The organism is Klebsiella sp. M041 (assembly GCF_059759695.1).
In genome coordinates this window covers 31,970-44,189 of record NZ_JCAXWU010000027.1, presented here as the reverse complement: position 1 = coordinate 44,189, position 12,220 = coordinate 31,970, and the positions used below count along the sequence as shown (strand labels likewise).

The window sequence follows — 12,220 nt, the reverse complement described above, 5'->3', positions numbered from 1 at the left end:
GCGCTGAACAAAATGACGAAAGCAGGTATGCCTGAAAGCGTGCGTATTGCCTGAAAACACAACCCGCTACGGGGGAGACTTACCCGAAATCTGATTTATTCAACAAAGCCGGTCACAAGGTTAAAATCATCGATCAGCGGGACCACATTGGAGGAAACTCTTATGACACTCGCGATCCTCAGACTGATGTCATGGTTCATGTCTATGGTCCGCATATTTTCCATACGGATAATGAAACCGTCTGGAACTATGTCAATCAGTATGCGGAAATGATGCCCTATGTGAATAGAGTAAAAGCTACTGTTAATGGTCAGGTTTTTTCACTGCCGATTAATCTGCATACTATTAATCAGTTCTTTGCTAAAACCTGTTCTCCTGATGAAGCTCGCGCGCTCATTAGCGAAAAAGGTGATAGTTCCATTCTGGAACCGAAGACTTTTGAAGAGCAGGCCTTGCGCTTCATTGGTAAAGAATTATACGAAGCGTTCTTCAAAGGCTACACCATAAAACAGTGGGGGATGCAGCCTTCCGAGCTTCCGGCATCTATACTCAAACGTTTGCCTGTGCGTTTCAATTATGACGATAATTATTTCAATCATAAATTCCAGGGCATGCCGAAGTTAGGCTATACCCATTTGATTGAAGCGATCGCCGATCATGAAAATATCACTCTGCAATTACAGCGTGAGTTTGCGGCTGAAAATCGCGAAAGTTATGATCATGTATTTTATAGCGGGCCGTTAGACGCCTTCTATTCATACCAGCATGGGCGTCTTGGCTACCGTACTCTGGACTTTGAACGATTTACCTGGCAAGGTGATTATCAGGGCTGCGCGGTCATGAACTATTGCTCAGTTGATGTCCCGTATACGCGCATTACCGAACATAAATATTTTTCCCCGTGGGAAAACCACGAAGGCTCCGTATGTTACAAAGAATATAGTCGCGCCTGCGGTGAAAATGATATTCCTTACTATCCAATCCGCCAGATGGGCGAGATGGCTCTGCTGGATAAATATCTATCACTGGCGGAAGGTGAGAAAAATATTACTTTCGTCGGACGCTTAGGGACTTATCGCTATCTTGATATGGATGTAACGATTGCAGAAGCCTTAAAAACGGCCGATAAATACCTGTCTTCATTGTCCAACGACGAAGCAATGCCTGTATTTGTGGCCGATGTACGATGAAACATACTGCACTAATAGTCACTTTCAACCGTCTTGAGAAGCTTACAAAGACGGTTGCTGAAACTGTTAAGCTGCACTTTACCTCTATCGTTATTGTCAATAATGGGTCCACGGATGGGACCTCTGACTGGCTGCAGACAATCACTGATCCCCGAGTCATTGTCTTAAATCTGGCCAGTAATAACGGGGGGGCCGGCGGGTTTAAGGCCGGTAGTCAATATATATGCAGTTCTGTTGATAGCGATTGGGTCTTCTTTTATGACGATGATGCTTATCCGCAAAGTGATATTCTTGATAAGTTCGCGACGATAAATAAAGAAGATTGTCGTGTTTTTACGGCTTTAGTTAAAGATTTACAGGGCCGGACATGTGCGATGAATGTTCCATTTGCAAAAGTCCCGACCTCGTTTAGTGATACCTTGCAATATATCAAATATCCCCAACGATATGTACCAGATAATAAGAAAATGCTGGTGCAAACCGTTTCATTTGTTGGCATGATCATTAAGCGTGAAGTCTTGAATGAGCACCTTCATCATATTTATGATGAACTTTTCCTTTATTTTGATGATCTCTATTTTGGTTATCAATTAACTTTAAGTGGCGAGAAAATCACTTATCAACCGGAGCTTGTTTTTACTCATGACGTGAGTATTCAGGGAAAGGTTATATCGCCAGAGTGGAAGGTTTACTATCTTTGTCGGAACTTGATTTTGGCTAAGAGAATATTCACGGAAGTGGACATTTTTAGTAGTTCATCAATCCTTTTGCGCCTGTGTAAGTATATCACCATATTCCCTGTGCAGCGCCGGAAATGGGTATATCTAAAGTTTTTTTGCCGTGGGATTGTACATGGTGTAAAAGGAATCAGCGGTAAGTTTCACTAAGTGGACATAGCAATGAAAAAACTGTGTTATTTCATAAATTCGGATTGGTATTTTGATCTGCATTGGACCGATCGTGCAATTGCCGCCCGAGATGCCGGTTATGAGATTCACATTATTAGCCATTTTGTCGATGATAAAATAGCGGAAAAATTCAGGACATTAGGTTTTGTTTGCCATAACATTCCACTTGTCGCCCAATCATTCAACGTTTTGATTTTCTTTCGGGCCTTTTCTAAGGCTCGGAAAATTATTCAAAACATCAATCCAGATTTGTTGCACTGCATTACCATCAAGCCCTGTTTGATCGGCGGTTTTCTGGCTAAAAGTACCCATCGTCCTGTTATTCTGAGTTTTGTCGGTTTGGGCCGAGTATTTTCCGCAGAGTCTGCCTGTCTTAAGCTGCTGCGAAGTTTTACTGTTATGGCATATAAGTATATCGCCAGTAACAAATGCGGTTTGTTTATGTTCGAACATGATAAAGACAGAGCTAAACTTGCCGATCTGGTTGGTATCGATTACAAACAGACTATTGTTATTGATGGCGCGGGTATTAATCCAGAGATTTACAAATACTCTCTGGAGCAGCAGCGTGATGTTCCGGTCGTCCTTTTTGCCAGCCGTATGCTTTGGAGTAAAGGACTGGGTGATCTGATTGAAGCCAAAAAAATACTGAGTAATAAAAATATTCACTTTACGCTGAATGTTGCCGGTATTTTAGTTGAGAATGATAAAGACGCAATTCCGCTGGCGACGATACAAAAGTGGCAAAGCGAAGGCGTGATTAACTGGCTCGGTCATTGCTCTAATGTATTTGATTTAATTGAAGAATCAAATATCGTTGCTTTGCCGTCGGTCTACGCCGAAGGCGTACCGCGTATCTTGCTGGAAGCTTCCTCTGTCGGGCGCGCTTGTATCGCTTATGATGTTGGTGGCTGTGATAGCTTAATTATCAATAACGATAATGGGTTGATTGTAAAAAGTAAATCTGTCGAGGAATTAGCGGAGAAACTCGGTTTCCTGTTGGATAACCCAGAAACGCGCGTCGCAATGGGTATCAATGGCAGAAAACGCATTCAAGATAAATTCTCGAGTGTGATGATCATTAATAAAACATTAAAAACATATCGTGATGTTGTTGAAGAGTAATTTTTGATGAAGCTCAGTCGCTTTCATCTTACCCATCCTTAATAAACTGGCAACCTACAAATTAAACGCTACCCATAAATAAATATAATTGCGTTTATAAGCTAAGCGTCAAGGTGATTGCATGTCTGAAAAAGAGAGTATAGCTGTTTCCGTTATTATCCCTGTGCACAATGCGGCGGGATATATTTCCGACACATTGAGCACTGTTTTGTCGCAAACATTAAATGATATTGAAATCATTATTGTCAACGATTGTTCTGACGATAATACCTTAGAGATTGTCTCGGCGCTGGCTGAAACTGATTCACGAATTAGAGTCATTAACAACACGACAAATCTTGGTGGGGGAGGCTCAAGAAACATCGGGTTGGATGCTGCTACCGGTGAGTACGTTATTTTTCTTGATGACGACGATTATGCCGATAACATGATGTTGGAGCGCATGTACGCACGTGCTAGCGATATACAAGCGGATGTCGTTATCTGTCGCAGCCAGTCTTTTGATCCCGCCTTGCAGGTTTATGCTCCGATGCCGTGGTCAGTGCGCCAGGAGCTGTTACCTGATCTCAAGTTTTTTTCATCCCAGGATATTCCCTCTGACTTTTTCCGCACCTTTGTCTGGTGGCCATGGGACAAGCTTCTCAGGCGTCAATTTATTACTAGTCATCAGCTTCGCTTTCAGGAAATCAGGACGACCAACGATCTTTTCTTCGTCTGCGCATTTATGCTCATGGCGAACAGAATTTCGGTCTTAAATGAAACGTTAATTTCTCATACCATCAACCGTAGTGAATCCCTATCCGCCACGCGAGCAGAGTCGCACCGCTGTGCTGTTGAAGCATTGGTGGCTCTTAAAGCGTTTATCTGTCAGCAGGGGATGATGGAACACCGTCTCAGAGATTATAAAAACTATGTTGTCGTGTTCCTTGAGTGGCATTTAAACACGATTTCTGGTCCGGCATTTCACCCGTTTTATCAGCAAGTGAAAGAGTTCGTTGTTGCGCTGGATGCAAAGAGTGATGATTTTTATGATGAATTTATCGCCGCCGCTCATCATAGGATCACCACGCTGTCAGCTGAAGAGTACCTATTCTCTCTTAAAGATCGGGTTCTGAAGGAACTTGAGTTTTTCCAGGCCAGGAGCTCCGCATTACAGCAAGAAGTTGAGATGCTTACCCACTCATTCGCCGGGCAAAAGGATGAAAATGCGATATTGCATAATCAATTGCATGAGATTGAAGAGCGGGTAACTGAACAGGAACAGAATATTCGTCAGTTAACCGACAAAAATAATGATATGCATCATGAGATGACTATCAAACAGCAAGAGTTCAATGAAATTTATCAGCATCACAAAAATTTAATCTCTTCTTTATCCTGGAAGTTGACTAAGCCGCTACGAGTGGTAAGACGTTTTTTTAAATAATTTCAAAAAGAAGTTAAGCAAGTTTCACTTCTTTGTCAGTGATCTTGTTATTTTCAATAAAAATGTTTTTTCGTTAAATAAAAGAGCTCGTGGTCACATGATTTCCGAGTCTCTATTCCTGTTAGATTAATGATTTATTAGCTAGAGAGTAATAGATTTTTTGTCGAGTTTTACTGGGGGCAGTAAAATTTCGATGTGTGTACTTGTGTTTTTTGTGACTTCCTGCCTTTAAAATTTTTCCTATTGGGCAGTAATCACCTTTGAATATTGATAGCTATTCTTTTTATTACTAATAAATTCTTTCTTCTAAAAGAATGTAGTTTTACTCATTGGAATATGGGGTGTAGATTGTCTGTTAACAGATTTGATGCCATTGATGGCACTCGTGGAATATTGGCGGGTATGGTCATGCTCAGCCATATGTTTGGCAGCTTTATGGGTTGGCCGCAAGTCAGGCCATTTAGCGGTGCCTATCTGTGTGTGGTATATTTTTTCATCATGAGCGGCTTTGTTCTAACCTATGCCCACGCATCAGGAAACTTTTTCAAATACGTTCTTACACGATTTGCCCGATTATGGCCGCTTCATTTTCTGTCGACGATGCTGATGGTAGCCATTTATTACTATAATGCGCACCATGGCGGCTACGTTTCCAGTCCGGATGTTTTTTCTATTAGCGTGATATTAAAAAATATATTATTTCTTCATGGTCTTTATTGGCATGACTTCAAGTTAGTCAATGAACCATCGTGGAGTATCAGTATTGAATTCTGGGTATCACTTTTAATTCCTCTGATCTTTACGCGATTAGGAAATATGACTCGCGCTGTTGTTGCAGGATTGTTTTTTATTTTTCTGTGGCATAAACATCCATCAGGGATACCCCCATCAATGCTGACAGCAATGCTGTCAATGCTGATTGGTTCATTGTTTTTTTCTTTATCACAGACAGAGTATTTTAAGTGTCTGATGAAAGAAAAATTTATGGCATTTTTTATTACCGCTGCGGCTGTCGTATCGATCGTTGGCGTATATGCTATGAACCATAGCCGACTGGATTACTTTTTATTTGTTGCATTTATCCCGATGCTATTTATCGATCATCTTCCGGATAATCAACTAATAAAGAGAGTTTTCACTTCAAATTTATTCTTATTTCTCGGTTATATTAGTTTCCCTTTATATTTATTGCATGAGCTGGTTATCGTATCCGGATTCATTTTTGACGCTGAGAATGCCTGGGTATCGATATCATTAGCGGCATTTGCCTCAATATTCATTGCCTATATTTATGCCCGATTTATCGATTATCCTCTCTATCGGGCATTAAAGCGTCAGATTGCCAAAATAAGTTAATTATGGTTTGGATTTTATTGAACGGTAGTTGACTGATTAGTGCGCTGTCGCCGGAGTAGCGTTGCGACGCTTAAAAGGGGAGGGGGAATCCCCTCCCTTCATCGATTTATTTATGCCTGCTACGCAGGTTCTCGACCACTGCCGTCAAATCCAGCCCCTGATCCTGCAGCAGTACCAGCAGGTGATACATCAGATCCGACGCTTCGTTCTTCAGTTCGAACTGGTCATGCACCGTCGCGGCCAGCGCGGTTTCTACGCCTTCTTCCCCGACCTTTTGCGCAATACGCTTGGTACCGCTGGCGTACAGCTTCGCGGTATATGAGCTTTGCGGATCCGCATGCTTACGCTCGGCCAGCAGTTGCTCCAGCTGATACAGGAACAGCCACTGGTGGCCGGTTTCGCCGAAGCAGCTGGTGGTGCCTTTGTGGCAGGTCGGACCGATTGGGTTAACCAGCACCAGCAGGGTATCGTTGTCGCAATCCGGCATAATGCTCACCACGTTGAGAAAGTTGCCGGAGGTTTCCCCTTTGGTCCACAGACGCTGTTTGGTCCGCGAATAAAAGGTCACTTTACCGCTCTCTTCGGTCTTCGCCAGCGCATCCTGATTCATATAGCCCAACATCAGGACTTCGCCGGAGATGGCGTGCTGTACGATGGCCGGCATCATGCCGTCGGTTTTTTCCCAGTCCAGCTGTTCAGTTAACATACCCTAATCTCCACGCCCTGTGCTGCCAGGTACGTTTTTAGTTCACCAATATTAATAATCTGCTTGTGGAACACCGACGCTGCCAGCGCACCGTCGACGTTGGCGTCGCGGAAGGCTTCAAGGAAGTGCTCCATGGTGCCGGCGCCGCCGGAGGCGATAAGCGGTACGCGGCAGACGGCGCGGACTTTGCGCAACTGCTCAAGATCGTAGCCGTTACGCACGCCATCCTGATTCATCATGTTCAGCACGATCTCCCCGGCGCCACGTTTCTGGACTTCCTGCACCCAGTCGAGAGTCTCCCACTGAGTCACGCGCGTGCGGCTCTCGTCGCCGGTATACTGGTTGACGTGATATTTACCGCTCTCGGCATCAAACCAGGTGTCGATACCCACCACAATACACTGCACGCCAAAACGATCGGCCAGACGGGTAATCAGCGTCGGATCGGCCAGCGCCGGGGAGTTAATCGAAATCTTGTCGGCGCCGAAGGAGAGAATCTGCGCCGCATCGTCGAGGGATTTAATTCCGCCCGCGACGCAGAAAGGAATATCGATCACTTCCGCTACCCGCGACACCCAGCTCTTGTCGACCACCCGACCGTCGCTGGAGGCGGTGATATCATAGAACACCAGCTCATCAGCGCCTTCGTCGGCATAGCGTTTCGCCAGCGGGACGATATCGCCGATGATTTCGTGATTACGGAACTGCACGCCTTTCACTACCTGGCCGTCACGAACGTCGAGGCAGGGGATTATCCGTTTTGCCAGCATTGAATGGCCTCCGTTACATTAAATTTACCTTCCAGCAGCGCGCGACCGACAATCACGCCGCGCACCCCGGTGCCGCGCAGGGCGGCAATATCATTGAGATCGCCGATGCCGCCGGATGACTGAAACGCCACCTGCGGGTAGCGGGCGCAGACTTCCTCGTACAGCGAGACGTTAGAGCCTGCCAGCGTGCCGTCGCGGGAGATATCGGTGCACAGCACGTGCTGCAGGCCGACCGGCAGATAACTTTCCACCAGCTCCTCCAGCGTCACGCCGGAGTTTTCCTGCCAGCCGCTGACCGCCACCTGCTTATTGCCGTCGGCGTCGATACGCACGTCGAGGGCGAGCACCAGCCGTTCTGGGCCAAAACGCTTAAACCAGCCTTTTACCACTTCCGGCGATTTCACCGCCGTCGAACCCACCACCACGCGCGCCACGCCTGCGGCAAGCAGGGCCGCCACATCTTCTTCCGTCCGCACGCCGCCGCCAACCTGCACCGGTACGTTCACGCCGGCCACCAGCGTTTTCAGCAGCGGGATCTGGCGCCTGGCCGGGTCTTTCGCGCCGGTCAGGTCGACCAGATGCAGCACTTCGGCCCCTTGCGCCGCGTACGACTGCAGGCGCGGCAGCGGATCGTTGCCGTAGTCGCGCTGCTGACCGTAATCGCCCTGATGGAGACGGACAACCGTGCCGTCAATTAAATCTAAAGCAGGAATGATCATCACATCTCCAGGAAGTTTTTCAGCAGCTGCGCCCCGGCGCTCCCGGAGCGCTCCGGGTGGAACTGCACGCCAAAGAAGTTATCTTTCTGCACCGCGGCGGTAAACGCCTCGCCGTAATTGCACTGGGCGATGGTGTACGGGTTGACCGGCATGGCGTAGCTGTGGACGAAGTAAAAATACGCGCCTTCTTCAATGCCGCGGAACAGACGATCGCCCGCTTTGGCATACACCCGGTTCCAGCCCATGTGCGGCAGCGGCAGGCCGTGGTCGGTCATCTTCGGCACCTCTTCCTCGATAATGCCCAGCAGATCGACGCCGTTGTTCTCTTCGCTGCGCTTGCCGAGCAGCTGCATGCCCAGGCAGATACCCAGCACCGGCTGGGTACAGGCTTTGATCAGGTCGATCAGCTCGCGGTCTCGCAGCTGGTCCATCGCCGCCTGGGCGGTGCCGACGCCGGGAAGAAACAGTTTATCGGCACGCAATACCACCTCCGGATCGCGGCTGACCACCGGCTCATAGCCGTGGCGGCCAATCGCCGATTTCACCGAATTGAGGTTGGCGCACCCGGTATCAAGGATCACCACATTCATTACAGCACCCCTTTGGAAGACGGTAGGGCATCGCCCTGGACGCGGATCGCCTGGCGCAGCGTACGGCCAAAGGCTTTGAACAGGCTCTCCACGCGGTGGTGATCGTTCTTGCCCTTGGTTTTCAGGTGCAGCGTCACCGCCATGGTGTAAGAGAGCGAGCGGAAGAAGTGTTCCACCATCTCGGTGCTCAGATCGCCGACGCGCTGGTAGGTGAAGTCCGCCTTATACTCCAGGTGCGGACGGCCGGAGATATCCAGCGCGCAGCGGGCGAGACACTCGTCCATCGGCAGCACGAAGCCGAAGCGGTTGATGCCGCGCTTGTCGCCGAGCGCCAGCTTCAGGGCTTCGCCGAGGGCCAGGCCGGTATCTTCCACCGTGTGGTGATCGTCGATGTACAGATCGCCGCCGACGTTGACCTCCATGCGGAAGCCGCCATGGGTGGCGATTTGGTCGAGCATATGGTCAAAAAAGCCGACGCCGGTGTGGATCTTGCTGCCGCCTTCGCGGTCCAGCCACACTTTCACATCCACCTGGGTCTCTTTGGTGATGCGCTCGACGTGGGCATAGCGGTCGCGGCGGGTCAGCTGCTCGCAGATGGTCGGCCAGTTCAGGGTCTCGCGGTCATAGCGCAGACCGATAATCCCCATGTTATCCGCCAGCTCAAGGTCGGTGGCCCGGTCGCCAATCACGTAGCTGTGGGCTTTATCCAGCACGCCTTCTTCCAGCCACGGCAGCACCAGCTGGGTTTTCGGCTTGCGGCAGGCGCAGTTGTCGCCCGGGAAGTGCGGACAAATCAGCACGTCCTCAAAGTTAACGCCCTGCGAGGCGAAGATCTGCATCATCAGATTGTGTGGGCCATCAAACGCCTCCTGCGGCAGGCTGTCGGTACCCAGACCGTCCTGGTTGGTGATCATCACCAGCTTATAGCCTTCCTGCTGCAGCTTCAGCAGCGCCGGGATCACCTGCGGCTCGAACGCCAGCTTGTCGAAACGGTCCACCTGGAAATCTACCGGCGGTTCGGAAATCAGGGTGCCGTCACGGTCAATAAAGAGATACTTCTGGGTCATACATTCTCCGCAGTCAAGGCGTCAATCACGCGCTGGCTCTCGGCACGGGTACCGATAGTGATACGCAAACAGCCGCTCAATGAAGGTTGTTTATTCTGGTCACGTAAGATAATGCCCTGATCCCACAAAGATTTAAACACTGCGCTGGAGGCGGTTATCCGCGCCAGGACGTAGTTGGTCTCGGAATCGAAGACCTGCTCCACGCAGGCGATGCCGCGCAGCTGTTCCACCAGGTAGCGGCGCTCGTCGAGGATCTGCGCCACGCGCTGACGCATCGCGGCGATCCCTTCCGCGCTCAGCGCCTGGGCGGCGATATCGGCCACCGGCGTGGAGAGCGGGTACGGCGCGATCACTTTCAGCAGCACGTTAATCACCTCGGCGTTGGCGAGGGTGAAGCCGCAGCGCAGGCCGGCGAGGGCAAAGGCTTTGGACAGCGTGCGCAGCACCACCAGGTGCGGGTAGTCGCTGAGCCAGCCGGCGAGCGTCGCCTGCGGGCAGAATTCAATATAGGCTTCGTCGGCCACCACGATGGCTTTGCCGCGGGTCATCTCCAGCAGGTCGCGCATCGACTGCGGGTCGATAATCTGCCCGGTCGGGTTGTTCGGGCTGCAGACGAAGACCACTTTCACTCCGTCCAGCTTTGCCTCGATGCCCGGCAGGTCGAGCTGCCAGTCGGCCAGCGTCGGCACGGTGCGGCATTCGACGCCGATGGTCTCGGCGCTGACGCTGTACATGCCGTAGGTGGGCGGGCAGTAGAGCACCGCGTCTTCGCCTGGCTCGCAGAAGGCGCGGATCAGCAGCTCAATACCTTCGTCGGCACCGCGGCTGACCAGCACCTGCTCCGGTTTAACCCCGGCGTAGCGGGCGTAGTTCTCAATCACCGCCTTCGGCTGCGGCTCCGGGTAGCGGTTCAGCGTCTGCTCGGTCAGCTGGAAGGCCACGGCGGTGGGGAATTCGTTAGCGTTCAGCCAGACGTCGCCTTTCCCGCCCAGGCGGCGAGCGGATTGATACGGGGTCAGCGCGCGGACGTTAGCGCGGGCTAAATCTTCAATGCTCATGCTTGCTCCTTCAGGGCGGCAACGCGCAGCGTTACGGCGTTTTTGTGGGCGTCAAGGCGCTCGGCGGCGGCCAGAATCTCAATCGTTGAAGCGAGGGCGGCAAAGCCGTCGCGCGACAGCTCCTGCACGGTCATCCGCTTCTGGAAGTCGGCCAGGCCGAGGCTCGAACAGGTGGCGGTATAGCCATAGGTCGGCAGGACGTGGTTGGTGCCCGAGGCGTAGTCGCCCGCGGATTCCGGCGACCAGTCGCCAAGGAAAACCGAACCGGCGCTGGTGATGCTGTCCACCAGCTCACGGGCCTGACGGGTCTGAATGATCAGGTGTTCCGGGCCATACTGGTTGGAGATAGCCACGCACTGCGCCAGGTCGCGGGCCACGATGATGCGGCTGGCGGAGAGCGCCACGCGGGCGGTTTCGGCGCGCGGCAGGGCGGCCAGCTGGCGCTCCACGGCCTCGGCGACGCGGCTGCCCATCCCGGCGTCCGGGGTCAGGAGGATCACCTGCGAGTCCGGGCCGTGTTCCGCCTGGGACAGCAGGTCAGAGGCGACAAAGTCCGGGTTGGCGCCGCTGTCGGCGATCACCAGCACTTCCGACGGGCCGGCCGGCATGTCGATGGCCGCGCCGTCCAGACGCTGGCTGACCTGGCGTTTGGCTTCCGTGACGTAAGCGTTACCCGGGCCAAAGATTTTATCCACCTTCGGCACCGACTCGGTACCGAGGGCGAGGGCGGCGATGGCCTGCGCGCCGCCGACGTTAAAGATGGTTTTCACGCCGCACAGCTGCGCGGCGTAGAGGATCTCATCGGCGATCGGCGGCGGCGAGCAGAGCACCACCTGCTGACAGCCGGCGATGCGCGCCGGCGTCGCCAGCATCAGCACCGTGGAGAACAGCGGCGCCGAGCCGCCCGGAATATACAGCCCGACGGAGGCGATAGGGCGGGTCAACTGCTGGCAGCGCACCCCCGGCAGCGTTTCGACATCCACCGCCTGCAGCTGTTGCGCGTTGTGGAAGGTCTCGATGTTTTGCACCGCCACCGCCATCGCCTGCTTCAGCTCGTCGCTGAGGCGCTCGCCGGCGGCGGCGATCTCCGCCTCGCTCACCTGCAGCGCGGCGACGGTGGTTTTATCAAACTTCGCGCTGTATTCGCGCAGCGCCGCGTCGCCGTTGGCTTTGACGTTATCGAGGATCTCCGCCACCGTTTTACTGATGCTGTCGGAGGCGGAAATCGCCGGGCGTGTTAAGAGTTGTTGCTGTTGGTCTGCGCTACAGCCGTTCCAGTCGATGATTGTGTTGAAGCTCATGATT

At 51.7% G+C, this 12,220-nt stretch carries 12 protein-coding genes; 5 read left to right on the top strand and 7 right to left on the bottom strand.

Annotation, left to right across the window (positions count from 1 at the left end):
* The first annotated feature begins 146 nt into the window (after window positions 1-146).
* From AC6CWS_RS24195 to AC6CWS_RS24175, 5 genes are all read left to right on the top strand, one after another.
* On the top strand, window positions 147-1,190 hold the full coding sequence (locus tag AC6CWS_RS24195; RefSeq protein WP_498256450.1) for a UDP-galactopyranose/dTDP-fucopyranose mutase family protein: 1,044 nt from the start codon (window positions 147-149) through the stop codon (window positions 1,188-1,190).
* Window positions 1,187-2,077, top strand: coding sequence for a glycosyltransferase (locus tag AC6CWS_RS24190; protein WP_065805972.1), 891 nt, complete (start codon window positions 1,187-1,189; stop codon window positions 2,075-2,077). Before AC6CWS_RS24195 ends, AC6CWS_RS24190 begins: the two co-directional genes overlap by 4 nt.
* Window positions 2,078-3,223 carry a glycosyltransferase family 4 protein gene (locus tag AC6CWS_RS24185; RefSeq protein ID WP_074423181.1) on the top strand — a complete coding sequence of 382 codons (1,146 nt, stop codon included), beginning with the start codon at window positions 2,078-2,080 and terminating at the stop codon, window positions 3,221-3,223.
* 121 nt (window positions 3,224-3,344) lie between these two features.
* Entirely contained in the window at window positions 3,345-4,649 is a 1,305-nt protein-coding gene (locus AC6CWS_RS24180; RefSeq protein WP_065805973.1) for a glycosyltransferase family 2 protein, read from the top strand.
* 348 nt (window positions 4,650-4,997) lie between these two features.
* The gene (locus AC6CWS_RS24175; RefSeq protein ID WP_044023510.1) at window positions 4,998-6,005 is read left to right on the top strand and encodes an acyltransferase family protein; all 1,008 of its coding nucleotides are present in this window, start codon (window positions 4,998-5,000) and stop codon (window positions 6,003-6,005) included.
* 106 nt (window positions 6,006-6,111) lie between these two features.
* On the opposite strand, the gene hisIE is transcribed toward AC6CWS_RS24175, so the two are convergent.
* The 7 genes from hisIE to hisD are packed head-to-tail and all read right to left on the bottom strand — an operon-like array spanning window position 6,112 to window position 12,216.
* Window positions 6,112-6,711, bottom strand: a complete 600-nt coding sequence (hisIE, locus tag AC6CWS_RS24170) for a bifunctional phosphoribosyl-AMP cyclohydrolase/phosphoribosyl-ATP diphosphatase HisIE (RefSeq protein WP_065805974.1) — start codon at window positions 6,709-6,711, stop codon at window positions 6,112-6,114.
* Window positions 6,705-7,481 carry an imidazole glycerol phosphate synthase subunit HisF gene (gene hisF, locus AC6CWS_RS24165; RefSeq protein WP_065805975.1) on the bottom strand — a complete coding sequence of 259 codons (777 nt, stop codon included), beginning with the start codon at window positions 7,479-7,481 and terminating at the stop codon, window positions 6,705-6,707. The genes hisIE and hisF overlap by 7 nt, the downstream gene beginning before the upstream one ends.
* A complete protein-coding gene (gene hisA / locus AC6CWS_RS24160) occupies window positions 7,463-8,200 on the bottom strand; it encodes a 1-(5-phosphoribosyl)-5-[(5-phosphoribosylamino)methylideneamino]imidazole-4-carboxamide isomerase (protein ID WP_065805976.1) in 738 nt (245 codons plus the stop codon). Before hisA ends, hisF begins: the two co-directional genes overlap by 19 nt.
* Complete coding sequence (gene hisH, locus AC6CWS_RS24155) at window positions 8,200-8,790, bottom strand: imidazole glycerol phosphate synthase subunit HisH (RefSeq protein WP_002912227.1); 591 nt, start codon at window positions 8,788-8,790, stop codon at window positions 8,200-8,202. Before hisH ends, hisA begins: the two co-directional genes overlap by 1 nt.
* Window positions 8,790-9,857, bottom strand: a complete 1,068-nt coding sequence (gene hisB, locus AC6CWS_RS24150; RefSeq protein WP_101978598.1) for a bifunctional histidinol-phosphatase/imidazoleglycerol-phosphate dehydratase HisB — start codon at window positions 9,855-9,857, stop codon at window positions 8,790-8,792. Before hisB ends, hisH begins: the two co-directional genes overlap by 1 nt.
* Window positions 9,854-10,915, bottom strand: coding sequence for a histidinol-phosphate transaminase (gene hisC / locus AC6CWS_RS24145; protein ID WP_032453441.1), 1,062 nt, complete (start codon window positions 10,913-10,915; stop codon window positions 9,854-9,856). The genes hisB and hisC overlap by 4 nt, the downstream gene beginning before the upstream one ends.
* Window positions 10,912-12,216, bottom strand: a complete 1,305-nt coding sequence (gene hisD, locus AC6CWS_RS24140; RefSeq protein ID WP_136070922.1) for a histidinol dehydrogenase — start codon at window positions 12,214-12,216, stop codon at window positions 10,912-10,914. The genes hisC and hisD overlap by 4 nt, the downstream gene beginning before the upstream one ends.
* Between the last annotated feature and the right edge of the window lie 4 nt (window positions 12,217-12,220).